Source organism: Pannonibacter sp., from assembly GCF_051860505.1.
GTDB lineage: Bacteria > Pseudomonadota > Alphaproteobacteria > Rhizobiales > Stappiaceae > Pannonibacter.
The window spans coordinates 82,556-108,804 of record NZ_JBHYDX010000007.1 but is presented as its reverse complement, the minus strand read 5'-3'; the positions used below and the strand labels follow the sequence as shown (position 1 = coordinate 108,804).

Here is a 26,249-nt window from a genome sequence, read left to right as displayed (position 1 = left end):
CGTTCGGTCGGCTTACCCCTCCGGGTTGACCCCGGTTTCGTTGATGGCGCGTCTGAGAAACCCGCCGGCGCGCGCCAGGGCCGCCCGGGCATCGTCGAGGCTCAATCCCGTCAGTGCAATCAGGATGGCCAGTTTCACGTCGTTTTCCGTTGCATCGAGATAGGCACGGGCCTCCTCGAGCGTGCAGCCGGTTGCCTCCATGACGATGCGCGAGGCGCGGGCATGGAGTTTCTGGTTGCTGACATTCAGATCCACCATCAGGTTCTGATAGCTCTTGCCGATGCGGATCATGCTGGCGGTGGTCAGCATGTTGAGCACCAGCTTCTGCGCGGTGCCGGACTTCATGCGGGTCGAACCGGTCAGGATTTCCGGGCCGACGACGGGCGAAATCGCGATGTCGGCCATGCCGGCGATGGTGGAATTGGGATTGCATGTGAGGGACACTGTGGTCGCGCCAAGCTCTCTGGCGTGGTCCAGCGCACCGATCACGAACGGGGTACGGCCGCTGACCGCGATGCCGACGATCACGTCCCTTGCCGAGGCTCCAACCGATTGCAGCATGGCGCGGCCGGCTGCCGGATCATCTTCAGCGCCCTCGACAGGATGCCTGAGGGCATGGTCGCCGCCGGCGATCAGGCCGACGACCATGCCTTCGGGCACCGAAAAGGTGGGCGGGCATTCCGAGGCATCAAGAACGCCAAGCCGGCCGCTGGTCCCGGCGCCGATGTAGATCAGGCGCCCGCCCGCCTGGAACGCCTCCACGATCCGGTCGACGGCGCGGGTGATGGCGGGCAGCTCGCGGGCAACAGCCTCCGGTACGACCCGGTCCTCGGCATTGATGGCCGCCAGAAGCTCGGCTGTGGGGAGCAGGTCGATCTGCATCGTGCGCGGATTGCGCGATTCCGACACCAGCTTCTCCAGTTCGGAAATGAGCACCTGTTCCATCCACGCCTCTCAGATCTTAAGGGGTGTTAAGAGCTTAGAATTAAATATTCCTGATGTCAAACTGGATTGGAATTTACTATTCCATTACAGGCGCAGTCCAGGGTGCTGTACGGGTCCTGCGGGGCCTCAAACCGAGGATCGAGCGAGGAAAATAGCGCCGGACATGGCATCGCCATCGGCTGGCTTCAGGCGGCGGCGGACATCCGGTGCGATCCAGGGATCCAGAGGGCCGGCCAGCCCGCCAAGCAGGGTCAACCGATCCGCACCCCGGGCGAAGAGGGTGCGGGCGAGACCGTCGATCGCGTCTGCTGCCTTACGAATGATGGCCCGCGCGGCCGCATCGCCCTGGCCGGCATGAGCCAGAACCTCGGGAGCGAGCGTGGCGTAGTCGGTGGCGGTTGCCTTGTCCATCCAGCCGATGATGTCCATCGGATCGCGGTTGAAGCGCTCAAGCAGCGCCGCGAGCAGCGGCGTTTCCTCGATGCGTCCGTCATGGGCGCGCAGCGCCTGCTGCAATGCCTTCAGGCCGATGTCCGCGCCGCTGCCCTCATCGGACACCGGAAAGCCGTAGCCGCCGACCCGCACATGAATGCCTGCGAGAAATCCGACGCCGATAGATCCGGTGCCGACGATGACGATGGCACCGTCCTGGCCGGAATGGGCACCAAGACAAGCAGCGGCGGCATCGCTGATGAAGCGCCGGCTGCGGAACGGGTTGGGCAGGGCATTGAGGGCCTCCAGGGCCCCACGCCGGCTGAGACCGGCGAGACCAATGCCAGCCTGGGTCCGTGCAAGGTCATCCGGGCCAAGGCCCGCCCCGGTGGCGGCGGTCGATGCGGCCTGACGGATCGAGTCCCAGGCCTCGGCAATGCCTATTCGGGTGGTGGCTGGTCCCGCTTTGCCTTCTCCCAGGATCCTGCCTGCGGCGTCAACAATGCGGGCGCGGCAACCGGTGCCGCCGCCATCCACGCCCAGGAAATATCGTGCCTCAGTGTTCATTGTGTCGCTCGTGTCAGGAAAACGCGGAATCTCGCATCGGGAAGCCGGACCATCATTCCATTTCTGTAAAAAATTTGGAATAATAAATTCCGATCTGGTATGCGGTTGGCGTTACGGCAGATGCAGCCGGGCCGGAGGGCCGTCTCCTCAAGTTGAATGTCTGCACCGTCGTCTTCCGCGGCAGAAAGGTTCACGTATGTCCGTCCTCAAGATCATCACCGCCAAGCTCGGGTCCATGACCTCCGCCGACCGGCAGATTGGTGAGTTCATTGTCGAGCGACCGGATGACATGCTGGTCATGTCTTCGGCTGCTCTGGCCGAGGCAACCGGGCGCAGCCAGTCAAGCGTGGTGAAGTTCAGCCAGAAGCTTGGCTATGCCGGCTATCAGGAACTGAAACTGGCGGTGAGCAAGGCCAAGGCGCAGGAATGGCAGGTGCCTCCCGGCATGATCCATTCAACCATCGAGGTCGGCGACGGCTATCTCACGATCCTGCAGAAGCTGATTGCCAGCAAGGTGATGTCGATGCAGCAGACCGTCGCCGTCAATGACGAGCTGACCATCGGCCGGGCGCTGGAAGCCCTTGACGGCGCACGCCGGATTTTCATGGCCGGTGTGGGCGCCTCGTCACTCGTCGCCCGGGATTTCTCCTACAAGCTGCTGAAGATCGGCCGCGTAGTGATCCACGACAGCGACAGCCATGTCCAGATCGCCAATGTGTCGACGCTGGATGCGCGCGACATTCTCTTCGCTGTGTCCTACTCCGGCACCAGCCATGAAACGCTGAAGATTGCCCGGCTCGGGCGCCAACGCAGCGCGACCGTGATCACGCTGACGGGGCTGACGCCCAATCCCCTGTCTGAACTGGCGGACATTCGCCTTCATACAGTGGCCGATGAGGAGCGGGTGCGCTCATCCGCGATCACCTCGCGCGACGCACAGCTGACCATGACGGATCTCCTGTTCATCCTCCTCGTCCAGCGGCAGCCCTCTGCGCAGGAGTTCATCCACGCCAGCGAGGATGCCGTGTCAGTGCTGAAGCTTTAGGGCAGGGCGAGCCGTTTCCGCCGCGCCCCCTTGATCCGCAGGGCCATCGCCTAAGAAGTCTTGTACAGGTTCGATGTGACGGACTGTGCCGAAACAGCTCAACTCTGTCGGAGCCTCTCCGCTCCCCTCCCTCTCGTAGGGAGGGGGGCTGAGAGGCCTCGAAAGCCGTCTGGCTGCATATGCGATAGCCTTGCCCTTGATAGGGTGTCTGTCACTTCACTGCGCCGGCTGTCATGCCGTTGATGAACTGGCGTGACAGGATGATGTAGATCAGGATGATCGGGGCAGCCGACAGGGTCAGGCCGGCAAAGAGCACGCCCCAGTCGGTGGTGTATTCGCCCATGAAGGTGGTCAGCCCCTGCGGCAGGGTCTTCAGGTGATCCGACTGGATGAAAATCAGCGGGAAGAAGAAGTCGTTCCAGATCGGAACCACGTTCTGGATCCCGGCGATGACCATCGCGGGCCGGACCAGGGGCAGCATGATCGACCACATGATGCGGGCTTCGCTCGCCCCGTCCATGCGGGCGGCATCTTCCAGCTCGTTCGGCAGGGTGCGGATGAAGCCGGTCATGATGAAGACCGTCGTCGGCAGGCCCATGGCGACATAGATGATGACAAGCGCGGCCTGCGTGTTGAGCACGCCGAGATCCCGCATCAGGACGAAGAGCGGAATGATCGCGAGCTTCAGCGGCAGTGTCAGCCCGGCGATGAAGAACATCAGCACGAAACCGGAGCCTGTGAACTGGTACCGGGCGATGGCATAGGCCGCCATCGTGCCGAGCGTCAGGATGAGCAGCAGGGATGTACCCGTGACAATCGCCGAATTGACCAGGTAGCGGAAGAAATTCGTCTCCGTCCAGATCTTCCCGATATTCGCCACATGGGTGAAGTCGGGCAGCGCGAAGGGCGTCTGGAAGATCTCTGTGTTGGTCTTGAAGGCGGAAAAGATCATCAGGACGATCGGCGCCAGCATGATGAAGGTGTTGGCAATCAGGATGATCTGGATCAGCCCGTCCCGTCCCAGGCGTCCGATCAGGCCCGAGCGATCACTGTAGCCCATGGCGGCTGTGCTCATAGCTGGATCTCCCGCTTGCGCAGATACATGGTGAGGAAACCGGCGACGACGGCGATGAAGAGGAAGATGAGCACGGCAAGCGCACTGCCGGTGCCGAAATCCTGCGCGCCGCCGGACTGGTTGCCGAAGGCGGTGCGGTAGAAATAGAGGCCGAGCACATCCGTTGCCCCATGCGGCGAGCCATCAAGCCCGGCCATCACATAGGGCAGCTCGAACCAGTTGAAGGCGCCGACGAAGAGAAGCGTGAACACCACCGTGGCGCTGGGCGCCACCAGCGGCCAGACGATCTTCGACACCTTCACCCATTCGCTCTGGGTCTCCATGCGCACGGCATCGAGGATCTCGCCGGGAATGCGCTGCATGCCGGCCAGGAACACAAGGGTGGGAAAGCCGACCATGTGCCAGGCATTGGCAATGATCAGCGCCATCAATGCGGTGGAATCATCGCCGAGCCAGGGCATGGCGAGGCCGCCAAGGCCGACGGCGCGCAGCGAGATGTTCACGACGCCGAAGATCGGATGCAGGAACAGCTTGAACAGGAAGCCGACGATGATCGTCGACAGCACCACCGGCAGGAACACGGCGATGCGGTGAAACCGGGCACCGGGCAGTTCGCGCCACAGGCAATAGGCCAGCACGAAGCCGATGCCGTTCTGCAGCACCATCAGCGCGAAGAACACGAAGACATTGTGCAGGAAGGCGTTGATGGTCCAGGTGGCATAGGGCTCCTGGAACAGCACCTTGTGAAAGTTGGCGAACCAGACGAACTCGCCCCGTGCCAGGCCCTTCCACTCAAAGAAGGCGTAGGCGAAGGCCGACAGGATCGGATAGACGACAAACAGGGCAACGAAGGCCAGAGGCGGCACGATCAGGGCGGCGATCCAGAGCCTGCGGCCGGTGAGCGGCGATCCGAACATCTTGAGGGTCTCGTGGGGAAGGGGTGCCGGAAGGCGGCCCCGGGCGACATGCCGCCCGGGGCCATGATGGATTACTTCTTGAACGGGGCGTACCAGTTGGCCAGACCCGTGGTCAGCGCGGTGCCAACCTCTGCCGGGGTGGCCTTGTCGGCCATCAGCTTCTGGACTTCACCCTGCAGCAGCACCGAGCCCGACGGCTCGCCGAAGCGGAAATGCACCAGCATGATGTAGGGAATGGCGTTCTTGTTCAGCTCTGCGACCTCGGCCAGCAGCGGATCCTCGAAGGTGACGCCCGGTACGGTCGAGATGTTGCGCAGGCCGTTGGCAAAGGCCTGGCCGAAGTCCTTCGAGGCGACATAGTTGAGGAACTTCAATGCCGCTTCCGGATGCTTGGTCTTGGCATTGGCCGCATAGCCGCCATCGATGAAGAGGCCGACGAGGGCTTCATCTTCCTCCGACTTGCCTGGCGCTGCAAAGACGCCGAGCTTCAGGTCCGGGTTCTGCTTGGCGAAGTTGGCAAGCTCAAAGGAGCCGCCGGCAAACATGCCCGCCATGCCGGAAGTGAACAGTTGCTGCGACGAGGCATAGTCGAGGCCGATGAAGCCGTCCGGGAAATAGGCTGAGATTTCCTTCAGCTTGGTCAGCGCCTCGACATAGCGCGGATCGGTGAAGTCTGCCTTGCCGGCCATCAGGTCTTCATAGAAGCTCTTGCCCATGAACGAGGACCCGAGCGCGGAGACGATCGTCTCGTTCTGCCAGGCGGTGGCAGTGCCATTGGCAAAAGGCATCAGGCCGGCGGCCTTCAGCTTTTCGGCGGCGGCCTTCAGCTCGTCGAAGGTCTTGGGCTCGGCAATGCCGTTCTTGTCGAACAGGTCCTTGTTGTAGATCACCAGCATGGTCTGGCTGGCAAAAGGCACGCCATAGAGCGTCTTGTCCGAGCGCATCGTCTGGGCGTTGAGGGCCGCCGGGGTGAAATCGGCAAGCGCCGGGATTTTGGTGCTGTCCAGCGGCATCAGGTGGCCGGCGCTGGCAACCGTTTCCAGCCCGCCATAGGCGCGGGACATGAACAGGTCCGGTCCGGTGCCGCCAGCCAGCGCCGTCGACAGGATGGTGTTGTAGTTCGCGGCCTCGAAGGCCTCGAACTTCACCGTGATGCCCGGGTTCTGCGCCTCGAAAGCGTCGATGAACTTCTCGTACTGGGCCCTGTCTTCCTGGCGCCAGCTCCAGAACGTCAGCTCCTGGGCCATGACGGGCAGGGCCATCAGCAGGGCGCCGAGCGCGGCTGTGGTGCGAATGAAGGTCTTTCTCATCTGTTCCTCTCTCTTCGGTCTGCGTGCAGCGTGTTGGTGGGGCTTGCCGGCGACAGGTCTGCCACCGGGGCCGGCAGTCAGGCGGGCAGGCGCTCGCCTGAGGTTCGGTGAAAGACATGCGCCTTGCCCGGCAGGAGATCGACGCGGACCTCGCAGTCCGGCTCCGGCCGGGTGTCGGGACTGCAGCGGATGCTGACGAGGGTGCCCTCGTTGAGGCGGGCGTAAACAAAGGCGTTGTCGCCGAGATACTCGGTATAGACGACCTTGGCGGCCAGGCCGGTTGCAGCGTCCGCAGGCCGCAGGACCAGTCCGTCCGGCCGCACGCCGAGGGTCAACTCGCGGGCGTCCCCGGTGCGGATGTCGCCGGCCTCGACGGATCCGGAGCCTTCAAGGCCGAGACGGGTCCCGTCGCGGGTGACGGGCAGCAGCGCCATGCGCGGAGAACCGATGAAGGTGGCAACGAAGGTGTTGGCTGGCGTTTCATAAAGCTCGCGCGGCGTGCCGAACTGCTCGATCCGCCCCTGGTTCATGACGACGATGCGGTCGGCCAGCGTCATCGCCTCGACCTGGTCGTGGGTGACGTAGATGGTGGTGCCGCCGATGTCGCGGTGCAGCTTGGCGATTTCCAGCCGCACGTCGGAGCGCAGTGCCGCATCGAGGTTGGACAGGGGCTCGTCCAGCAGCAGCAACTCGGGCTTGCGCACCAGGGCGCGGCCAATGGCGACGCGCTGGCGCTGGCCGCCGGAGAGTTCGCGCGGCTTGCGCTGCATCAAGGGTTCCAGCCGCAGCATGCGGGCCGCATCAGCAATGCGCGATTCGACCTCGGTCTTTGTCAGGCCCATCAGGCGCGCGCCGAAGGCCATGTTCTCGTAGACATCCATATGCGGATAGAGCGCATAGGACTGGAACACCATGGCGATGCCGCGCCGTGACGGGGCGACCTCGTTCATGCGCCGGCCGTTGAGGAAGAAATCGCCGTCGCTGATCGGATCAAGGCCTGCAATGAGACGCAGCAGGGTCGACTTGCCGCAGCCCGAAGGGCCGACGAAGACGATCAGCTCGCCGTGACTGATCTCAAGGTCGATGCCATGCAGAACCTCCAGTGCCTTGAACCGCTTCCTGATGCCCCTGAGGGAGAGTTGCGCCATCTCGTCTTGCTCCGGCCAAGCGGCCCTTCATGTGTCGTTTGATCAGTGACGGGTACCGGTTGCCGGCTCATCTTCCGGGGCCGTTTCGTCCGGGAGCCCCAGCAGGTCGGCGACGGCGGCAATCGTGTCACCGGGCGAGACATGCAGCAGCGTATCGGTCCAGCCCAGGTCCCGTGCCGCGTCAATGTTCTCGCCGGTGTCGTCGATGAAGATGATCCGGCGATCTTGCGCTGCTTCCGCTGCGACAAGGGTCCGGTAGATCGCCGGATCCGGCTTTTCCTGATGCAGCACGTGCGACAGGTAGTCGGCATGGAACAGGTCCGGTCCGAGCAGCGATTGAGACACCCGGCGCCAGTGGATCGCCTGCGTGTTCGACAGACAGACCACGCGGTAGCGCTGCTTGAGAATCCGGACAAAGCCGACCATGTCAGCGTTGATGCCGGCGATATAGGCGTCTTCGGCTGCCAGGATCGTATCGGTGGAAACGTCAAAATGAGCCGACAAAGCAGCCAGATAGGCCGGCTCGTCGACGAGGCCCAGCCTGAAATCGCGCATCAGGCCACGGGGCAGGGCGGTGAAATCGGGGTGTCCCGCATCGGCCTTGCGGCCGGCGACAAGCGCGGCATCGCGCGCAGCTGGATCGAGCTCGATCAGCACGCCGCCGACATCGAACACGAACAGGACGTCAGCCTGGTTCATCTCCCGCTTCCCCTCGCCCGGCTGAGCCAGGCATACGCCGTTCCGGTCGTTGCGTTCGGGCTGGTCTGATGGAGCGAGGTGCTGATCGCCGGCCCGGATTGGAATATTAAATTCCAACCTTTGGGCAATGTAAAGAATTATTAATTAATTTTGTGCGGTTTGCCTCGTGTTCGGAACCGATGTCATTCTTGGCGAGGTGGACATGACAACGCCCGCGTGCCGGGCATCGCGGGCGTCGTCCGTGCAGGGTATGTTTGGCCTTTCACATCCGCGCCGCACAGCCGGCGAGGGCGGCGAAGTCGTCGTCGAGCAGACAGACCGGGATGGCGGACACCAATCCGGTCTGCCGGCCCTTGGCGCGGAAGGCGGCGAGGAATTCCGGCTCCGACAGGAACGGCTGCAGGCTGCGGGCAACGCCGCCGGTGAGATAGACGCCGCCCAGGGCCATGAACACAAGGGCGATGTCGCCGGCGACCCGGCCGAGGATGTCCATCCAGGCCCTCGCGGTGGCAACTGAGATCGGATCGGTTCCGGCCCGCGCGGCCGCAGCGATCTCGGCCGGCGACAGCGGACCCGGCGACTGTCCCGCCTCAATGCAATGCCATTCATAGACTTCGCGCAGACCCGAGCCGGACAGCGCACGCTCCACCGATGCCCGGCCACGGCCACGGGCAAGGTAGTCGCGCAAGGACAGGTGCCGGGCCGTTTCGACCGGCAGGGTCATGTGTCCGCATTCCCCCGTTCCAACCGTGCCCCGGCCGCCATCACGGGGCGGATAGAGGGCAGCTGCATTGAAGCCCGTGCCTGCGCCGACAACCACGCGGGTGCCATTGGCCGGGGGGCTCTCGGCCGGGATCTGCACCGGCACGAGCCGGTCCTCGTTGAGGTTTTCCAGTGAATGGGCCAGCGCCTCGAAATCATTGAGGAATTCGACGCGGGCATCACCGAGGAGGCGCGACAGCGAGGACGCTTCAAAGACCCAGCTGTGATTGGTCATCTCGATGCGCGTGCCGGAAATCGGCGCGGCGATGGCAAGCACGGCCGCGCCGCAGCGGGGCGTTCCGGCCTCCGACAGATAGGCTCCGATCGCCGCTTCCGGCGTCTCATAATCGGCGTTGCTGTAGCGCACGATCGTGTCCTCGCGCACACGGCCATTTTCGACCAGCGCGAGACGGGTGTTGGTGCCGCCGATGTCGGCGGCCAGTCCGAGGGCGAGGCTCATAGGCGTTGTCCAGAGTGCGGGTCAAAGTAGGAGATCTTCGAGAGATTGAAGGAAAGGGGCACGATCTCGCCGGCGGTGACCGTGGCATCGCCCGACAGGCGCGCGATCGCTTCCGTTCCGCCCAGGGTAATCACGGCATAGGTATCGGCGCCGGCGGGCTCGACCACATCCAGAAGACAGTCGGCGCGCTGGATAAGGCGGCCGTCGACCTGTTCGGCATCGGTCATCGCCTCCGGTCGCAGGCCGACGATCAGGTCGGCAGGGCTTTCGGGCAAAAGCGCCGGTGCATTGCCGTAGTCGGTGAGCACCAGCGGCTGACCGCCGGACGTAGCAATCTCGATGCGGGTTGCGCCGTCCTGTCGGCTGACCCTGGCCGGCATCAAGTTCATGGCCGGTGCGCCCATGAAATCAGCGACAAAGGTGTTGACCGGCGTGTCGTAAATCTCCTTGGGCGTGCCGATCTGCTGAACCACGCCGTCCTTCATGACGACGATGCGGGTGGCGAGCGTCATCGCCTCGATCTGGTCATGGGTGACATAGATGATCGAGGCGCCGGTTGTCTGATGCATGCGCTTGATCTCGGTGCGCATGGTGACCCGCAGCTTGGCATCGAGATTGGACAGCGGCTCGTCGAACAGGAACAGCTTCGGCTCGCGCACAAGGGCGCGGCCCATGGCAACGCGCTGGCGCTGGCCGCCGGAGAGTTCGGCCGGCTTGCGTTCGAGGAGATGGCTGATCTTCAGAAGCTCGGCAACCTCGCGCACTTTGGCCTCGCGCGCTGCTTGCGGAAGTTTGCGCACTTCAAGGCCGAAGCCGATGTTGCGGCCGACCGTCATGTTCGGGAACAGGGCGTAGGACTGGAACACCATGGCGATGTCGCGGCTGGCCGGTTCCGCGTGGGTGCGGTCCTCGCCGGCGATGCGGATGGTCCCGGAGGTGACGTCCGACAGGCCGGCGATGCAGCCGAGCAGGGTGGACTTGCCGCAGCCCGACGGGCCGACGAGAACGAGGAAGTCGCCCGGCTGCATGGCGACATTGATGTCCTTGAGGACATGCACGTCGCCGTAGCGCTTCTCGAGCCGTTCGACGGACAGGATGGGATGTGACGTCATGGCCATGCGTGACCTTTCGATCTCTTTCTTCCGGTGCGCTCAGCCCTTGACGGAGCCGGCAACAAGTCCCGAGACGATGAATTTCTGGAAGCAGATGGCCAGAAGGGCGGGGGGCAGGGTGGCCATCACGCCCACGGACGCGATGACGCCATAATCGGTGACGCGGCCGGCCGCGAAATCGGCAATGGCCACCGGCAGGGTCTTGGCCGTCAGGTCGTTGGTGAAGATGAGGGCATAGAAGAACTCATCCCAGGCGACCAGGAACGACAGCATGGCTGTCGCCGCGATGGCGGGCAGGGCGAGAGGCAGTACGACCGTTCGAAGTGTGAACCCCGTCGATGCCCCCTCCATGAAGGCCGCTTGTTCCACTTCCACCGGCAGCATGTCGATGTTGGTCTTCATCAGCCAGATCGCGAAGGGCAGCAGCATGGCCGTGTAGACGATCACCAGCGTCACCTTGCTGTTCAGGAGCCCCAGTCCGGAGAAAGCGCTGTAAAGCGGCAGCACATAGGTGATCGGCGGCATCATGATCGTTGCCAGGAACGCAAAGAGCAGCACCATCGGCGCACGGCGGCGCGAGAAGGAATAGGCCGCCGGCACGGCGACCAAGAGGGCCAGGGCGGTGGCAGCCCCTGCCACCAGCAGTGAATTGCGCAGGGCACTTAGAAAGCGTTCGCCGGCGCCATTCTCAAGGTCGAACAGGGCCTGATACCGGCTGAAGTCGAATTCCGACGGGATCCAGCGCAGGGGCACTTCGGTCAGGTCGGCGGGGGCACTGACGCTCATCAAGGCGAGCCAGATCAGCGGGGCCGTGGTGAACAGGGCAACGAGAACAGCTGCTCCGTAGACCAGAACTGACTGAAAAGGGGTGCGTCTCATGTCCGGCTCCCTTGGTCCTGCCGGCGCGCGGCGGCGTAATAGGCGAGGATGAGCACCGCGCTGATGCCGGCAACCAGGACGGCATAGGACGCGCCGCTGCCGCTGCGCAGGTAGTTGAAATATTCCTGGTAGACGTAGAAGCTCGCCGTCTTGGTGCTGTCGGCCGGGCCGCCGCCGGTCATGACATAGACAATGTCGAAGACGCGGAAGGCCTCGATGGTGCGCAGGACGATGACCACGAGCAGCGGTCCGGCGATCCAGGGCAGGGTGATCGCGCGAAACCGCTTCCACGGTCCGGCCCCCTCGATGGCCGCAGCCTTCAGGAGATCGCCGGGCACGGTCTGCAGTGCGGCAAGCGCCACATAGACCACCAGCGGGAAGTTCTTCCAGACGTCGGCGAGGATCACCATGTTGAGCGCCAACTGGGTGCTGCCGATCCAGCTCTGGTAGCTCGAGATGACGCCGAGCTGGAACAGCAGCGAGTTCAGCGCGCCATAGTCCGGGTGATAGATCAGTCGCCAGGCAACCGCATTGACGATTGTCGGGACAGCCCAGGGCAGGATGATCAGGGCCCGCAGCAGCGTGCGGCCGCGGAATTCCTGGTTGAGGAGCAGCGCGATGCTGATCCCCAGAGCAACTTCCAGTCCGACCGAGACAACGGTGAAGTAGAGGGTGCGCCACAGCGCCTCCTGGAAGTCCGGGTCGGTCAGAGCATAGACGTAGTTTTCCAGTCCGATCAGCTTCACCGGCGTGACGATCGCCGTGATCTTTGCATCGGTGAAACTGAGCCAGAGCGTGTTGACCAGGGGTACAAGGGTAATCACCCCGAGCACCGCCATGGCCGGCACCAGCAACATCCATTTTTCGCGTATCTGGCGCCGGCCAAGCATGGGTCCTGCTTCCTTTTCGTCTGCTTGTGCGATCAGCGGATGCGCTTGACGCGGTCGGCAGCGGCGGTGAGGGCTTCGTCGACGCTGGCCTCACCCAGAAGCGCCTTGTGCAGGTTCTTCTGCAGGATGTCGGAGACTTCCGTGTAGGACGGCACCAGCGGGCGCGGATACATGACCGCGATCGACTGCTTGGCAGCGGTGATCAGGTCCTCCTGGCCCTCGGCGACCTTCGGATTGTCATAGGACGCCTTCCAGATCGGCAGGCTGAGCTTGGAATAGGTCTCCTGCACCGACTGGTCCGTCAGGTGAGCGATGTATTTCCAGGCTTCGTCCGCATGCGGGCTGTTGGAAGGAATGCCAAGGCCCATGGAGCCGTTGACGCCTGAGGCGACCGACTTGCCGTTGACACCCGGTGCCGACGTGACCTTGACCTTGCCGGCGACCTTGCTCTCGGCCGGATCATTGGCCATCGCGTTCATATAGGTCCAGTTCAGGGCAAAGGCCGCCTCGCCATTGGAGAACACGCGGCGGACGTCTTCTTCCAGATACTCGCGCGAGGCCGGGTTGGTGAGGCCATCGTCCAGTGTCTGCTTCATGTAGGCGAGGGCATCACGGGCACCGCCCGAAGCAAAGACTGGCTGACCTTCCTCGAAGAAGGCCCCGCCATTGGCGGCCGTCAGGGTGGTGAAGTCGCAGATCATGGCTTCGGCCTGCGACCAGCTCCAGACCAGCGGATACTGGACCAGCCCCTTGTCCTTGATTGTCTTGGCCTGGGTGGCAAGTTCGGCCCAGGTCTTCGGCGGATTGGCGATGCCGGCCTGCTTCAGCATGTCCTCGTTGTAGAAGAGATACTTGGTATCGAGGATCCAGGGCATGCCATAGCGCTTGCCGTCATATTCCACCGTGGTCCAGGCGCCGTCGAAGATCTTATCGGTGGCGTCGGCCGGGATCCGGTCGCTGACATCTGCCAGGAAGCCACGTGTGGCGAATTCGGCCGGCCAGATCACGTCGAACAGCACGACGTCATAGCCATCGGCACCCGCGCCGGACGCGGCCACGATCTTGTCATGCAGCGCCTCGTAAGGGACGAACTCGAGCGCGACCTTGACGCCCGGGTTGGCTTTCTCGAAATCCGCCGTCATCGCTTTGATGTCGGCTTCGCTGTAGGCGGCCTGGCTCATGAACAGCGCATTGAGCGTCGTTTCGGCAAAGGCCGCGGAATTCATCAAGAGCGCCGCCGCTGCGGTGCCAAGGATAAGCAGTCGTCTCATTCTGGTTTGCCCTCCGGTTATTTGCAAATGAGCAGCGGCATCCTAGCCGGCGTATTTTATTTGTCAATTTGCTGGAAAAAATAATTGGGATGTTTGGGCCGCGTGCAGCGCAACACCCGAAACAGTGGTTCGAGCCGCCCTGACGGGGACTTTCATGCAACCTGCATGCAATCCGGGCTGGCGCAGGCCTCATGTGGCGTCTAAACAAATGGCAGGAACACAGGACGAGGGCGGTGGATCCGGGCATGGCAACATCCTTTCGCACACGCGGAACCAATCTGACCCGTGCCAAGACGCACAATCATCGTGTCGTGCTCGAAATCATCCGGACGCGCGGCCCGATCGGACGGTCGGAGATCGCGGATATCACCTCGCTGTCACGCCAGACGGTGCAGAACATCGTCGCGGAACTTGAAGCCGAGGGCATCGTCGAACTGCACGCGGGCAAGGCATCAGGCCGGGGGCATCCGGGCATGAATGTGCAGATCCGGGCCGGCCATTCCTACAGTCTCGGCTTTCACGTCGACCGGCTCGCCGTCACCGCCATCGCCTGCGATCTCCTTGGAACTATTGTCTGGACAGGAACCGGGCACCTGGCGGCACCGTCAACGGCGTCAGCCAATGCACTGGTGCTGGACCTGGTGCAGGAGTTTCGGTCAACCCATCCAAGCGAAGCGGCGCGCGTGTTCGGCGTCGGCCTTGCAGCACCGGGCCCCTTTGCGGCGGACGCGGAAGAACTGCAGCATCTGTCGTCATCGTCCGATGCCACAACCTTCACAGAATTTGGCTTGCCGGAGAACCTGAAGTTCCTGTCTGACGCCCTGAAACTGCCGGTCGTGCTGCAAAATGACGCCTCGGCCGCTGCTTTGGGCGAGCATGTTTACGGGCTTGGCCGGGACTATGGCAATTTCGCCTTCATCCAGTTCGGGGTGGGGCTTGGCGCCGGCTTTGTCCTCAACGGGGCGATCTATCCGGGGCCGAGCAAGAAAGCAGGCGAAATCGGCCATATCCAGGTGCAGCCCGGGGGCCTTGCCTGTTCCTGCGGCAGTTCCGGTTGCCTGGAGCGCTATCTGTCGCTCAACGCCCTTTGTGAGCGGCTCGGGCTCGACCCGGCGCTCGGCCAGTCGCTGGTGCGGATCGAGCAGCTGTTTGCGGCAGGCGATCCGGCAGTTTTGGCTTGGATGGACGAGGTCGCGCCCTATCTGCGCCAGGCGATCAACATTGTCGAGATGATGCTGGACCCGGAAGCAATCATCCTTGGCGGCATCATCGCGCCGGAGTTTCTTGCGGCGTTGCTGCAGCGGGCCTTGCCGCTGCTGCCGCGCCTTGCCCCCAGCACCCCGGGGGCACGGCGGATCCATGTCGGCACGTCCGGCACCCGGGCGGTGGCGCTGGGCGCGTCGGCGGCCGCTGTCGAGGCGCTGTTCGCCCCCTCGGTTTCGCAACTGGTGCTGCAGGCCGAGTGAGCGTCCGCAGGTGCTGGTGTCAAACGGTCGTGCCGGCGAGTTTCACGCCGAGGCCGACAAAGGCTGCCGCAAAGCCGCGCCGCAGCCAGACGACAATGCGCGGCTGGCGGACAAGCCGGTCGCGCAGTGTCGCAGCAAAGATGCCATAGAGCGCGAAGACGGCGAAGGTCAGGGCCATGAAAATCCCGGACAGCACCAGCAACTGGCCGACGGCGTCCGGGCCTTCAGGATCCATGAACTGCGGCAGGAAGGCGACAAAGAACAGTGGCAACTTCGGATTGAGCAGGTTCAGGGCCACCGCATTGACGATGACACGCAAGGTCCCGGACGTCTTCTCCTGCGCCGGGTCACCCGCCTCGATCTTCAGCGGTCCGTCGTCCTTGAGGCTTGTCCAGGCCATCCACAGGAGATAGGCGATCCCGCCGATCTTCAGGATATCGAAGGCCAGGGGACTGGTGCTCAGAAGCGTCGCCAGCCCGGTGATTGCGGCCAGCATGTGCGGAATGATGCCCAGCGTGCAGCCAAAGGCTGCCGCTACCGCCCGGCGCCAGCCGCCGGACAATCCGGCGGCCAGGGTTACGACGACCCCGGTACCCGGGGAGGCGACGACGAGGAGCGTGGTCAGGAGAAATTCCGGGCTCATGGCAGCTGGCTTCCGAGTAGGACACTGGTTGTTCCTACAGTGTCCTACTCCTGCGAAGCCGTCACGCGGGAAATTGCGGGCCTTCGGCAGTGCATTCGGTTACCCGCGCGACATCCTAGCTCGTCGGGATTGTCCCTCCATCAATGACGAACTCAGTGCCGGTCACGGCCCCCGCGCGGGGGGAGACGACGAAGGCGACCAGATCAGCGACTTCTGTTGGCATCGCCGGGCGGCCGAGCGGGATGCCGCCCAATGCATTCATGATGATCGTCTTGCCGCCCGCATGGTCGCTGCCGGCCTGCTCGGCGACGCGCTCGATCAGGGCAGTTGCGGCCTCGGTCTCGACCCAGCCCGGCGAAACCCGCACCACGCGGATGCCCTTGGGGGCGACTTCTTTCGACAAGCTCTTGCTGTAGGTCGACAGGGCGGCCTTGGCGGCGGCGTAGGCCGTCGTGGATTCCGGCAGTGGCAAGCGGTTCTGGATCGAGGTGATATGCACGATCACACCAGAACCTTGATCGATCATTTGCGGCAGAAGCGCCCGGTCGAGGCGCACGGCCGACATCAGGTTCCAGTTCAGTTCCTTGAACCATTCCGCGTCGTCCAGCGCCGCAAAGCCGCCGCCGGGTGCGGTGGAGCCACCGACCACATGGACGATGATGTCTACCCCGCCCAGATGTTCAAGCACCGCTTCGGCAGCCGCCGTGCACCCTTCCGGATGCAGGAGATCGGCGGCGATGAAGTGCACGCCCTCCGGTGAATGCTCGGGCAAGGTGCGGGCGGTGGTCACCACGCGGGCGCCCGCTCCATGCAGCGCATCGACGATGGCCGCGCCAATCCCCTTTGTTCCGCCAGTGACGAACGCGCGTTTGCCTGCAAGGTTGAGATCGAAACTCATGCTGTGATCTCCAGTCTGGCGATCCGGCCCTCGTCCAGAACGAAGGCGTATTGCAGGTTGACCGGGCTTCCGGGAAAGTTGCCTTCGACACGTGCGAGGATGATCGTCTGGCCATCTTTCTCGCTGATCGCGAACGGTTCGGTCGTGTAGCTGAACTTTGCAGATGCCGCCGTTTTCCACCGGCCGATGGCGTCGTGCCCGGAGTGGGTCTGGCGTTCGTCCACAACAGTCGCTGTCTCGGTGAAACATTGGGCGACGGCGCTGCCGTCTTTCTGATCGGCGGCAAAATAGGCCGCAATGGGGGCCGGAAGGAGGATCGGCATGGGGTGTCTCCGATTTGATTTGTCCTCCGGCAAAGATCATCTTAACTTGCCGATATGACAAGAACGCACGAAAAAGTAAGGCACACACCAAAAGGTAAGCCCATGACGCACACCCGAGAAACAGCGGCTGAAGGTGTTGAAAATATTCTGAAACTTCTCGAAGGCCGGTGGAAACTGATCATCCTGTTTCACCTTTTCGGCGGCAACACCTTGCGCTTCTCCGACCTTGAGCGGGCGATCCCGAGCGTTTCGCAGAAGATGCTGATCCAGCAGCTTCGTCAGTTGGAGCGCGATGGCATTGTTCGCCGGATTGTGCACCACCAGGTGCCGCCGAAGGTCGAATACTGCCTGACAGACTGGGGGCAGGCGTTGTGCCCGGCGCTGGATGCGCTGCTCTCCTGGGCGGCTCTGCGCGAGGAAATGGCCACCTCGACGATCCCGCCGGAACCGTGATGCGGGCCTGAACAAGCAGAAGCAACGGGGCTTGGCGGTCAGGGTGTCAGCACCAGGTTTGCTGGGATCATATTCGCCGGCAATGAAGCAGGTGAATTTGCCACTATGATCTGTGTGCTGGTGCGTGGGGGGCACTTCAAACGTGCCCACAAACGGCTGGTCTGGTGCCAAAAAGATGCCAGCTATGACGTCAGCGGCCTGAAATGAAGCCAGCTGGACCCGACGAATGGCGGGAAAGACGCCATTTTTCAGACGCTTGCGGCATTACTCTAAGGTAGCGTCGAAGGGGGATGGAGGAGCGCGCGGGCCTGCGGTCGAACCTTCTCCTGCGTCAGTTCAAGGCAAGGTATTGATCTTCAAGGAAATCACGCATCGCCGTGTCCTCCGTAACGTCGATAGCGTGGCGCAGACACTCCCTTTGCAGCGCCGGGTTTCCGGCCAGTGCCGCAACACGGGCGCGGGCGACCCACCAGGGCTGGTGCCGGGCCACGCGGTCGGCCGGCAGTGCGTCCAGCACGGCCGCAGCCGCAGCAGGGTCGCCTCTTTCGGCCAGCACGACGGCGCGGCCAATCTGCGCGCCCAGACTACCTGTCTGTTCCACGAGCAAATCGTAGAGCGTCTGCAGCGCGGACATGTTTAACTGACCCGTGATCGGTCTCTGGACATGCACGGACTGGATCGCGGCTTCGCACTGGAAACGGCCGAATCGGCCGATGCGAGCGGCCTCCGTCAGCAGCGTTTCGGCCTCGATCACCATCGTGCGGTCCCAAAGTCGGGCATCTTGCCGGTCCAACGGCACGAAGCGACCCTGCGCATCACGCCTTGCGCCGCGCCGGGCCGCGCAATAGAGCATCAGCGCCAGCAAGCCCTTTGGCTCGGGTTCCTGTGGCAACAGCGCAACCAAGAGTCGGGCGAGCCAGATCACCTCGCCGGTGAGCGCTTCGGGGTCGTCAAGGGTATCAAGCCCGTCCCAGCCAGCGCCGAAGGCGGCATAGATCGCATCGAGCACGGCCTCCAGTCGGGGGGCGAGGTCCTCAGCCTCGGGCAGGGAGAAGGATAGGCCAGCATCGCGGATACGCGCCTTGGCCCGGACCAACCGCTGCGACAGCGTCGCCGGCGAGACCAAAAAGGCGCGCGCGATCCGTGCCGCCTCGATCCCCAGCACGGTCTGCAGGATCAGGGGCGTGCGGGCCACCGGGTCGATGGCGGGGTGGGCGCAGACGAACATCAGGCGTAGCCGCGCGTCCGAAAGCGGCGATGGCATGGGCTGGTCCTGCGCTTCGTCGAGGCGTCGCAGGATTTCAGGTTCGGCCCGTGCCCGGACGGCGGCGCCACGGGCGACGTTCCTTCGCAGATTGCGCGCCGCAGTCACTAGCCACCCTTCCGGGTTCGCAGGCACGCCCTGAACCGACCACGTCCGCAGTGCCGCAGCCAGCGCATCGGCCAGCGCATCCTCGGCGGCAGCGATGTCGCGATCCTGCGCGGCTAGGATTGCGACCAGCTTGCCATAGCTTTCGCGGGCGATCCATTCGGCCGCCCGCAAGGCCTCTTCACTTCGGGTCGTCACGCGGTCGGCATGGGCAGGATCGGGCGCACCTCGACCGACGCCGTCCGGGCCGAGGGGGCCCGCGCCGCCCAGTCGAGCGCCGCGTCAAGGTCGGGCACCTCGATCACAAAATAGCCGCCCAGTTGCTCTTTGGTGTCGGCAAAGGGGCCGTCCTCGACCACGCGCTTGCCGTCACGCAGACGCAAGGTGGTGGCGGCGTGGGGGCCCATGAGGCCGTCCCCCTTCACGATCACCCCGGCCTGCGCCATGGCGCCGATGAAGGCGTTCCAACCGCCCCAATAGGTCTGCGCCTGGTCAGGATGATTGCGTTGCGCAAAGTCCTCGGAGGTTTCATTCAGAATCAGCATGAATTGCATGTCGAAGTCTCCTCGCGGCTTGTTAGCATGGATTTCAGGTGAACGATCAGGCCTTTGCGGCCGGGTGACGGCTCAGCACCAGAAGCCCCGCCGCGATGGCCACGACCAGTGTCAGGATGACGACCTGCGGCGCGCCCATCGCAGCGAAGACGCCATGCACCGCATCGCCGATCCAGAGAGCGACATAGGCCAGCAGCGACACCAGAAGCACCTGTGCGGCCGCGGACCTGCGCAATAGTAGAAGGATGCTGCCCGCAAGCCCACCGAAAACTCCGACAGCGAAGGCTGCGGTCATCCAGGCCGGGTAGCCGGTCATCACAGCGGCTTGATCAGCCGTCAGTCCCGAGGCGATCAGGCTGGCCTCGGTCGCGTTGACAGAGCCAGCGAACTGAATGGCGCCGAAAATATTCCATGCGATGCCGCCCAAGGCAGCAACTGTGAACCGATACGGCGCGCGGGGGGGAGTCGATGTTGAAGAAAGAGCGGACATGTGTGCCTCCTGTGCTCATGAAGCGTCCGGGTTGGAGGCTTCTGAAGGGATGACACGCGAGGACCGTCGATTTCGACAAGCCGACAAGAAAACTTGCTAGCAACCCATGAAGTTGAATTTCAGGGGCGATTCTATGGAGGAGAGGATGGGATTCGAACCCACGAGACGCTTTTGACGTCTACTCCCTTAGCAGGGGAGCGCCTTCGACCACTCGGCCACCTCTCCAGTCGCGCCCCTGATACTTGAACTGACGCCGATTGCAAGCGCTTTGCGGGTCTTGCCTGTGGATCAGTGGTGTTTTGTGACGCGCTGACGAAAGAAAGTCGGGTGCTGGCTGCCGGCGGACGGGTGTGGAGCGTCAGCGCCGGCAGCAATTGAATGGAGTTGCGTGGATACCTGCGCCCCGGGCGCGGCTCTCCGGCGCAATCAATGCAGCTGCAGCCATTCGCGGGCGGTGCGCTGGGCTTCGGCGATGTCGGCGGCGGACATTTCGACCGAGATTTCCTTGCGGTAGCGGGCAGCTTCCTGGTTGCCCTTCATGGCAGCGAGGTTGAACCACTTGTGCGCGGCGACGAGATCGGCGCGGCCAGAGCGTCCGCAGGCGCTGTCCAGGCCCATCTGGAACAGGATATCGGCAGTGGCGGGGGCTTCCCCCATGATGGCCATGTCGGCCGAGTGCATTTCAAAACGAGCCATGTCAGCTCTCCCCGTTTGACTTGCAGGTCCCTACAACCTGCTTTCCCGAAACGCTTTTGCTTAAGTTGTGCCGCGCTTCTTGAGGAAATACTCGCCTCACGGGTTGAAAAGCTCGTTAAAAGTCTAACTTAATGTAATTCAAACAAGAGTTTAATGGTCAATGAAATTGACGGATCAGTAAGCAAGACAGCGCTGAAAACTCTGTCCGGTCAATGTGCCTTGGCTCGAATGCATTTGATTTCGGTCACCCTTTCCTAACCACGATCCGATGTCTCGCCAAATCGCATAGACCAGGGCTGGCGCTGTGCGGCGGCCCGGAGGGCATTTTCACGCTGGTTCCGGCCTCAGGACGACATAAGGCGTCTCGAACCAGTGTTCCTGCAGGTTCGGGCTTGAGCCGATCCGGTCGACCACCGCATAGAGGCCGGGAGCGTCAAGAGGCGTGAGGACGCCATGCCAGGTGCCGCGGTGCAGGTTGATCGCCTGGCCGGGCCTTGTGAGGAAGGCGAGCGGCGTGTTCGGTTCACCGTTGTTGTCGGGTGCGACAATCACAAGAAAGGACGTCAGGCTCATCGGGATGAAGGCCTGGCTGCCGTCCGGATGGCGTTCGACCATGTCGAGCTGGTAGGGCAGGGCCCGCGGCTCAGCCTTGAACAGGGAGATCCCGGCGCGGCCGTCCGCGCCGAAATCGAGCTGGGCGCGGTCGTGGTAGCGCCCGCACAGGCCCTGGTTGATAAGCCGGTCCGGATCGCCTGTCGTGTCCAGGACATCGCCATAAGGAGAGAACGCTTCAGCCGTGAGGGGCTGGGCCGTAACCTGCCGCATCAGTCAGCGTCCGAACACGCCGCCGAGGCGGGCATGGCGGTTGACGTCCTTGTAGAGCAAGTAGCGGAACCGTCCTGGTCCTCCGGCGTAACAGGCCTGCGGACAGAAGGCGCGCAGCCACATGAAGTCACCGGCCTCCACCTCCACCCAGTCCCGGTTCAGCCGATACACCGCCTTGCCTTCCAGCACATAGAGCCCGTGTTCCATGATGTGGGTTTCCTCGAAGGGAATAAGCCCGCCCGGCTGGAAGGTGACGATGTTGACATGCATGTCGTGCCGCAGGTCCGCCGGATCGACAAAGCGGGTTGTTGCCCAGGCGCCATTCGTGCCGGGCATCGGTGTGGGGGCGATATCCATTTCATTGGTGATGAAGGCGGTCGGGCGATCGATGCCGGCAGCCTCCTCATAGCGCTTGCGCACCCAGTGAAAGCGGGCCGGTTCCGTCCCCTCGTTGTAGAGTTTCCAGCCGCTGTCCGGGGGAAGATAGGCGTAACCGCCGGGCGCCAGTTCGTGCCGGGCCCCTTCGAGCACCAGTGTCAGGCTGCCATGGGTCAGAAAAATCACGCCTTCGGCCTTGGAGTCCGGCTCGGGCGCCTCGGCGCCGCCGCCGGGCTGCAGTTCCATGACATACTGGCTGAAGGTCTCGGAAAAGCCGGTCATGGGACGGGCAATGATCCAGCAGCGCAGACCGGCCCAGCCGGGCAAGTAGGAGGTGACGATGTCGGAGAACACCCCGCGCGGGATCACCGCATAGCTTTCGGTGAAGACGGCACGGCCGGTGTGCAGGGCGGTCTGGGGCGGCAGGCCGCCGGTAGGGGCGAAGTATTCGGTCATGGCGATCAGAAGGATTTCCGGATGAGGGGCCGACGCAGGGCCGGGCAGTCTGCGTGTCAGATTACCTGTTTTTGGGCCGCTGTCCGCATGGAAAGCAACCAGTCCACATGGCCGTATCTGCTGATCTCCGGAGCGGTCCTGCATAACTTCAGCCACATCTCGGTGGAAGGTCACAGATCATTCAGTTCCTTGGCATTTTTCTCGCTATTGCGTCATGATTCCGACACCACCGGGGGGCAATTTGCGCCGCAGTCTGCTAGGAAGAGCGCGGGACCGGCGAGGCGCTGGTTCCAAGAGGCCAGTATCAGGGTTCATCTATGGAACAGAAGGTCACGGAAAACGCCGCTGAAACCGAGGTGGCGGTGGTTCGACCGCGCCGTCCGCTGATTACGGACCATGCCGCTGCTCGCTGGCTGCTGCTGATCATCCTGGCCGCTTCCGCCTGGTTCTTCCATGGCTTCATCGTGCCCGTTCTGGCGGCGACGATCATCGCCTTTGCCAGTTGGCCGCTTCTGACGCGCATTGAGCGCATGCTGCCGGTTGGCCGCATCGGTGTTGCCTCGCTGATGGTCCTGCTGATCATCGGCTTCATCGTGCTGCCGATCATGTACGCGATGCTCTATGCCTTTGCCGAGCTGCAGATCTGGATCGACTGGGCCTTTGCCACCAATCAGAACGGGGCGCCCGTTCCAGCCTGGATTGCCGCGCTGCCGCGCGTCGGTGACTGGCTGACGGTGCAGTGGGACAAGCATATCGGCCATCCCGGTGCCATCAGCGAGCTGGTGCAGATCATTTCCGGCGCAAATTTCGGCTCCATCTATCGCGGCATCCTGACCGCCGGCACGCTGGTGTTCCATCTGGCGCTGACGCTGATCTTCATGCTGATCGCGCTTTTCATCTTCTACCGGGACGGCGAGAAGATCGCGGCCCAGATCGACCGCGTCGGCCAGCGCATCCTGCCGGAGCGCTGGGACCGACTGTCGCGCGTGGTGCCGACCACCATCAGTTCCACCGTCACCGGCATGACGCTGATTGCCATCGGTGAAGGCATTATCCTCGGGGTTGCCTATGCCATTGCGGGCGTGCCGTCGCCGGTGACGCTCGGGGTCATCACCGGGTTCATGGCGCTCATTCCGGGCGGTGCGCCGCTCTGCTTCACCCTGGTGTCGATCTATCTGGTCGCCAGCGGTTCGGCCTTTGCCGGGATTGCCCTGTTCCTGTGGGGCACGATCGAACTTTTCATTGTCGACAAGACGGTTCGTCCCGTGCTTGTCGGCGGCCCGGTCAAACTGCCGTTCCTGCCGACCTTTTTCGGCCTCATCGGCGGGGTCAAGACCATGGGCATCGTCGGTCTGTTCATCGGCCCCGTGCTGATGGCGCTGGTCGTCGCCATGTGGCGGGAATGGCAGCGCGAGATTGAAGCTGCCAAGATCCGTTCCCAGATCGAAACAAACCGAATTCCTTGAGGCTTGCGCCTTTTCTTTCAAGTCTTCTGTGAAGGGCGGCCCGGGAAAGCGCCGCGCCCTCGATCCCCGACATTGCCGGTCCTTGACCGCCTTACGGCCGGACGCGGACATCCAGCAAGGCCATCGTCCCGGTCGTCTCCATATGATGCAGCGCAGCGCGGATCGCCGGCTCCAGATCGGCGGCATGTTCGACCTTGCGGGCGAAAGCCCGGCTCGCTTCGGCGACCTTGACGAAATCCGGCACGGGTGACAGCTGCGTCAGCGGCATCCGGTTGGACCGCGCCGCATGACCGCCGGGATAAAGCCCCAGCACCGACTGGCGCACCGCGCCCCATTCCGCATTGTTGACGATCAGCACCAGCACTGGCAGTTCCAGCGCTTCGGCAATCTGATGACAGGCGACCGGGTTGGAGAACATGTAGGAGCCGTCGCCCATGGTGGCGACGACGGTCCTCTCGCGGTTGCCGAGTTTCATGCCGAGCGCTGCCGGAAAACTCCAGCCAAGCCCGCCGGAATGCGGCTCCTGGTACCACGCCTTGGGATGGTCCAGCGACATGGGCGCGAGCGGACAGCCCAGTTCCGACAGGACCGCAGCGTCTCGCCCAGCCAGCGCCCGTGACAGGGTCAGGCTGACAAACTCCTTGGTCATCGGGTCCTGCCCACCGGCCTCGGCACGGGCGATGACGGCGCGGCGCTGCTCGCCATTGCGGCGGCTCCACCTGTCGAACCGGGCCTCAGCCTCGGGCTTGTGGCCCTCAAGCCGGTCTGCCAGCCTGGCTTCCAGCGCCAGAAGACCCGGCTCCACATCACAGGCCAGCGCCAGATCGCAAGGGAAGTTGCGCACCGGGAAGCGGCTGTAGAGCGGATCCTGACCGAGCTGGATCACTTTGGCGCCCGGCTTCAGCTTGTGAATGTCCGGCGACCAGGGCGCCAGGCTGTCGAGGACAAGGATCACATCCGCCTCGGCCAGCAGCGGGGCAGGATCGGCACCGGCGGCCATCGGATGGTCCAGCGACAGGGCGAGGCGCACGGCCCAGTATTGGCAGACCGGAATGCCCCAGTCTGTCGCAAGCCGCGCAAGCGCCTGATAGCCCGCAACCCCACCGGTGCCGCGCTGTGCAAAGATCACCGGGTTCTTGGCATTGGCAATCAGCCCGGCGGCCGTGTCAAAGGCGTCGGCGTCGATGCCTTGCGCCGGCGCGCGCATCAGGGCCGGGGCTTCCAGGCCGGCACGGTCGCAGGGCTCGCACAGGATCTCGCGTGGCAGGCTGATGTAGACCGGGCCGCGCGGCGCCGTCTCGGCAATCGCCTTGGCCCGGTCGACGATCTCGCTCACCTGTTCGGGGAAACGCAGTTCGTAGTCCCATTTGCAGGCCTCGCGCACCAGGGCGGTCTGGTCGTGCATTTCCTGGCCCCAGCCAATCGGCACGGTACGGGCGCCGAAACGGCCCTTTTCGGTGGTCGGCGTGCGGCCGGAAAACAGCAGCACGGGAATGTGCTCGGCGGCGGCATTGATGGCGCCGATGGCGCAGTTGGCAAGGCCCACATTTGTGTGCGCCATCACCGCCTGGGTGCGGCCGGTCGCCAGATAATAGCCATGTGCCATGGCCATCGCCGCGGCCTCATGCGGGATCACGAGGCCCTGCGGCAGGTCGATTTCCTTGGCCTCGGCTTCCGCCAGGCCCTCGATAATCGGCGGAAAATCTGTGCCCGAATTGGCGAAGATATAGTCGACCCCCAGTGCCTTCAGCCGCACCAGCAAGGCCCCGCCCGCCGTCAGGCTTTCGCCGCTGTCCTCGGTCCTGTTCTGCGCGCTCTTGCTCGTCAGCATCTTGCCATCTCGTATTTATTGCTATAATTGAAATTTAGATATCTATTATTGAATGTTAAACCTATGCAGGTCAATCGGCTCGCGAATTTTGCAGGATTGGACAGCGGTCATGGCACCTCAGATCAACGGTTCGGTCGTGAAGGCCTTCGAGATCCTGCATCTGTTTTCGCCGGAGCGCCCGGTGATCACGGCGGCGGATCTGGCGCGGGATCTGGATCTGAACGGCGTCACCGCGCATAGGTTCCTGCGCACGCTGGAACAGGTCGGCGCGCTCGTTGCCGAAAGCCGGGGGCATTACCGATTGAGTTTCCTGTTTGCCGATCTGGGCGACCGGGTCCGCGACGCGCAGATGCTGGCGCGTCTGGCCCAGCCCCTGCTGAACGGTCTCACCGACCGCCTGGGGGAGGGCTCCATGGCAACCAGTTTCAACGGGGCGAAAGTCACCTGCATCGCCAAGGCGCAGCCGCGCCGGGCGCTGGCGGTCGATGTCCGGGTCGGGGTGGAGCTGGAGGCCTGGTGCACCGCCCATGGCAAGCTCTGGCTGGCCCATCTTGGCGAGACGGAGCTTGACCGCTATTTCGCCGGCCATGCCCGTCAGCGCTTTACCGCAGCGACGGTCACCGATGAACAGCGCCTGCGGCAGGATATCGCTGTCATCCGCAAGCAGGGTTTTGCGCTCAATCGCGGCGAGCGGGAGGAGGGGCTGTTTGCCCTCGCGGTCCCCGTCCGCAGCCGAACGGGGCGCATGGTCACGGGCCTGTCCATCTTTGGCCCCTCAGGGCGCCTCGGCGGCGCACAGGCCGAAATCCTTGCCGCGCTCCGGCAGGCCGCAGCAGAGCTTGAGGCCGCGCTCTACGGGCCGCCTGCGCCAATACAGGCGTAGCATTGG

The 26,249-nt window shown here is 63.6% G+C and carries 27 protein-coding genes and 1 tRNA gene; 5 read left to right on the top strand and 23 right to left on the bottom strand.

Going from position 1 to position 26,249, the window contains the following annotated elements; translation table 11 throughout:
• Positions 1-12 precede the first annotated feature (12 nt).
• Positions 13-945 carry an N-acetylmuramic acid 6-phosphate etherase gene (murQ, locus tag ACTIFE_RS06940; protein WP_439528432.1) on the bottom strand — a complete coding sequence of 311 codons (933 nt, stop codon included), beginning with the start codon at positions 943-945 and terminating at the stop codon, positions 13-15.
• Between the two features lie 126 nt (positions 946-1,071).
• Entirely contained in the window at positions 1,072-1,944 is an 873-nt protein-coding gene (locus ACTIFE_RS06935) for a BadF/BadG/BcrA/BcrD ATPase family protein (RefSeq protein WP_439528431.1), read from the bottom strand.
• Between the two features lie 196 nt (positions 1,945-2,140).
• Here ACTIFE_RS06935 and ACTIFE_RS06930 point away from each other — a divergent pair, with 196 nt between their 5' ends.
• Positions 2,141-2,989 carry a MurR/RpiR family transcriptional regulator gene (locus tag ACTIFE_RS06930; RefSeq protein ID WP_439528430.1) on the top strand — a complete coding sequence of 283 codons (849 nt, stop codon included), beginning with the start codon at positions 2,141-2,143 and terminating at the stop codon, positions 2,987-2,989.
• Positions 2,990-3,200: 211 nt separating this feature from the next.
• On the opposite strand, the gene ACTIFE_RS06925 is transcribed toward ACTIFE_RS06930, so the two are convergent.
• The 10 genes from ACTIFE_RS06925 to ACTIFE_RS06880 form a co-directional block, all read right to left on the bottom strand.
• Positions 3,201-4,064, bottom strand: coding sequence for a carbohydrate ABC transporter permease (locus ACTIFE_RS06925; RefSeq protein ID WP_439528429.1), 864 nt, complete (start codon positions 4,062-4,064; stop codon positions 3,201-3,203).
• Positions 4,061-4,981 carry a carbohydrate ABC transporter permease gene (locus ACTIFE_RS06920; protein WP_106753593.1) on the bottom strand — a complete coding sequence of 307 codons (921 nt, stop codon included), beginning with the start codon at positions 4,979-4,981 and terminating at the stop codon, positions 4,061-4,063. The genes ACTIFE_RS06925 and ACTIFE_RS06920 overlap by 4 nt, the downstream gene beginning before the upstream one ends.
• Before the next feature lie 71 nt (positions 4,982-5,052).
• Positions 5,053-6,291 carry an extracellular solute-binding protein gene (locus ACTIFE_RS06915; protein WP_439528428.1) on the bottom strand — a complete coding sequence of 413 codons (1,239 nt, stop codon included), beginning with the start codon at positions 6,289-6,291 and terminating at the stop codon, positions 5,053-5,055.
• 77 nt (positions 6,292-6,368) lie between these two features.
• On the bottom strand, positions 6,369-7,439 hold the full coding sequence (locus tag ACTIFE_RS06910; protein ID WP_439528427.1) for an ABC transporter ATP-binding protein: 1,071 nt from the start codon (positions 7,437-7,439) through the stop codon (positions 6,369-6,371).
• 42 nt (positions 7,440-7,481) lie between these two features.
• Positions 7,482-8,138 carry an HAD-IA family hydrolase gene (locus tag ACTIFE_RS06905; RefSeq protein ID WP_439528426.1) on the bottom strand — a complete coding sequence of 219 codons (657 nt, stop codon included), beginning with the start codon at positions 8,136-8,138 and terminating at the stop codon, positions 7,482-7,484.
• Between the two features lie 262 nt (positions 8,139-8,400).
• Positions 8,401-9,360: a glucokinase gene (locus ACTIFE_RS06900; RefSeq protein WP_439528425.1), complete on the bottom strand. Its 960-nt coding sequence runs from the start codon at positions 9,358-9,360 to the stop codon at positions 8,401-8,403.
• Entirely contained in the window at positions 9,357-10,472 is a 1,116-nt protein-coding gene (locus ACTIFE_RS06895) for an ABC transporter ATP-binding protein (RefSeq protein ID WP_439528424.1), read from the bottom strand. The genes ACTIFE_RS06900 and ACTIFE_RS06895 overlap by 4 nt, the downstream gene beginning before the upstream one ends.
• Positions 10,473-10,511: 39 nt before the next feature.
• A complete protein-coding gene (locus ACTIFE_RS06890; RefSeq protein ID WP_439528423.1) occupies positions 10,512-11,351 on the bottom strand; it encodes a carbohydrate ABC transporter permease in 840 nt (279 codons plus the stop codon).
• Entirely contained in the window at positions 11,348-12,241 is an 894-nt protein-coding gene (locus ACTIFE_RS06885) for a carbohydrate ABC transporter permease (protein ID WP_439528422.1), read from the bottom strand. The genes ACTIFE_RS06890 and ACTIFE_RS06885 overlap by 4 nt, the downstream gene beginning before the upstream one ends.
• Positions 12,242-12,273: 32 nt before the next feature.
• Positions 12,274-13,512, bottom strand: a complete 1,239-nt coding sequence (locus ACTIFE_RS06880; protein ID WP_439528421.1) for an extracellular solute-binding protein — start codon at positions 13,510-13,512, stop codon at positions 12,274-12,276.
• 245 nt (positions 13,513-13,757) lie between these two features.
• Between ACTIFE_RS06880 and ACTIFE_RS06875 the strand changes: the two genes are divergently transcribed.
• On the top strand, positions 13,758-14,978 hold the full coding sequence (locus ACTIFE_RS06875; protein WP_439528420.1) for an ROK family transcriptional regulator: 1,221 nt from the start codon (positions 13,758-13,760) through the stop codon (positions 14,976-14,978).
• Positions 14,979-14,997: 19 nt separating this feature from the next.
• Here the strand turns inward: ACTIFE_RS06875 and ACTIFE_RS06870 are convergent, their stop codons facing one another.
• From ACTIFE_RS06870 to ACTIFE_RS06860, 3 genes are all read right to left on the bottom strand, one after another.
• Positions 14,998-15,621: a LysE family translocator gene (locus ACTIFE_RS06870; RefSeq protein ID WP_439528419.1), complete on the bottom strand. Its 624-nt coding sequence runs from the start codon at positions 15,619-15,621 to the stop codon at positions 14,998-15,000.
• 115 nt (positions 15,622-15,736) lie between these two features.
• Positions 15,737-16,519 carry an SDR family oxidoreductase gene (locus ACTIFE_RS06865; RefSeq protein ID WP_439528418.1) on the bottom strand — a complete coding sequence of 261 codons (783 nt, stop codon included), beginning with the start codon at positions 16,517-16,519 and terminating at the stop codon, positions 15,737-15,739.
• Positions 16,516-16,842, bottom strand: coding sequence for a nuclear transport factor 2 family protein (locus ACTIFE_RS06860; RefSeq protein ID WP_439528417.1), 327 nt, complete (start codon positions 16,840-16,842; stop codon positions 16,516-16,518). Before ACTIFE_RS06860 ends, ACTIFE_RS06865 begins: the two co-directional genes overlap by 4 nt.
• A 102-nt stretch (positions 16,843-16,944) precedes the next feature.
• On the opposite strand from ACTIFE_RS06860, the gene ACTIFE_RS06855 reads away from it, so the two are divergent.
• Positions 16,945-17,295 carry a winged helix-turn-helix transcriptional regulator gene (locus ACTIFE_RS06855; RefSeq protein WP_439528416.1) on the top strand — a complete coding sequence of 117 codons (351 nt, stop codon included), beginning with the start codon at positions 16,945-16,947 and terminating at the stop codon, positions 17,293-17,295.
• A 331-nt stretch (positions 17,296-17,626) separates the two neighbouring features.
• Here the strand turns inward: ACTIFE_RS06855 and ACTIFE_RS06850 are convergent, their stop codons facing one another.
• The 7 genes from ACTIFE_RS06850 to ACTIFE_RS06820 all read right to left on the bottom strand — a co-directional run bounded on the left by ACTIFE_RS06850 (position 17,627) and on the right by ACTIFE_RS06820 (position 22,063).
• A complete protein-coding gene (locus tag ACTIFE_RS06850; RefSeq protein ID WP_439528415.1) occupies positions 17,627-18,862 on the bottom strand; it encodes an RNA polymerase sigma factor in 1,236 nt (411 codons plus the stop codon).
• Entirely contained in the window at positions 18,859-19,218 is a 360-nt protein-coding gene (locus tag ACTIFE_RS06845; protein WP_439528414.1) for a YciI family protein, read from the bottom strand. Before ACTIFE_RS06845 ends, ACTIFE_RS06850 begins: the two co-directional genes overlap by 4 nt.
• Before the next feature lie 46 nt (positions 19,219-19,264).
• Positions 19,265-19,708, bottom strand: coding sequence for a hypothetical protein (locus ACTIFE_RS06840; RefSeq protein ID WP_439528413.1), 444 nt, complete (start codon positions 19,706-19,708; stop codon positions 19,265-19,267).
• A gap of 134 nt (positions 19,709-19,842) precedes the next feature.
• Positions 19,843-19,933, bottom strand: a tRNA-Ser gene (locus ACTIFE_RS06835).
• Between the two features lie 201 nt (positions 19,934-20,134).
• Complete coding sequence (locus tag ACTIFE_RS06830; RefSeq protein WP_439528492.1) at positions 20,135-20,374, bottom strand: hypothetical protein; 240 nt, start codon at positions 20,372-20,374, stop codon at positions 20,135-20,137.
• Positions 20,375-20,731: 357 nt separating this feature from the next.
• Positions 20,732-21,229 (bottom strand): ureidoglycolate lyase, encoded by a 498-nt coding sequence (locus tag ACTIFE_RS06825; RefSeq protein WP_439528412.1) that lies wholly within the window; start codon positions 21,227-21,229, stop codon positions 20,732-20,734.
• 3 nt (positions 21,230-21,232) lie between these two features.
• Entirely contained in the window at positions 21,233-22,063 is an 831-nt protein-coding gene (locus ACTIFE_RS06820; protein ID WP_439528411.1) for a bifunctional allantoicase/(S)-ureidoglycine aminohydrolase, read from the bottom strand.
• A 317-nt stretch (positions 22,064-22,380) separates the two neighbouring features.
• Here ACTIFE_RS06820 and ACTIFE_RS06815 point away from each other — a divergent pair, with 317 nt between their 5' ends.
• On the top strand, positions 22,381-23,529 hold the full coding sequence (locus ACTIFE_RS06815; protein WP_439528410.1) for an AI-2E family transporter: 1,149 nt from the start codon (positions 22,381-22,383) through the stop codon (positions 23,527-23,529).
• 91 nt (positions 23,530-23,620) lie between these two features.
• Here the strand turns inward: ACTIFE_RS06815 and ACTIFE_RS06810 are convergent, their stop codons facing one another.
• Positions 23,621-25,360 (bottom strand): thiamine pyrophosphate-requiring protein, encoded by a 1,740-nt coding sequence (locus tag ACTIFE_RS06810; protein WP_439528409.1) that lies wholly within the window; start codon positions 25,358-25,360, stop codon positions 23,621-23,623.
• Between the two features lie 109 nt (positions 25,361-25,469).
• On the opposite strand from ACTIFE_RS06810, the gene ACTIFE_RS06805 reads away from it, so the two are divergent.
• Complete coding sequence (locus tag ACTIFE_RS06805) at positions 25,470-26,243, top strand: IclR family transcriptional regulator (RefSeq protein ID WP_439528408.1); 774 nt, start codon at positions 25,470-25,472, stop codon at positions 26,241-26,243.
• Positions 26,244-26,249 lie beyond the last annotated feature (6 nt).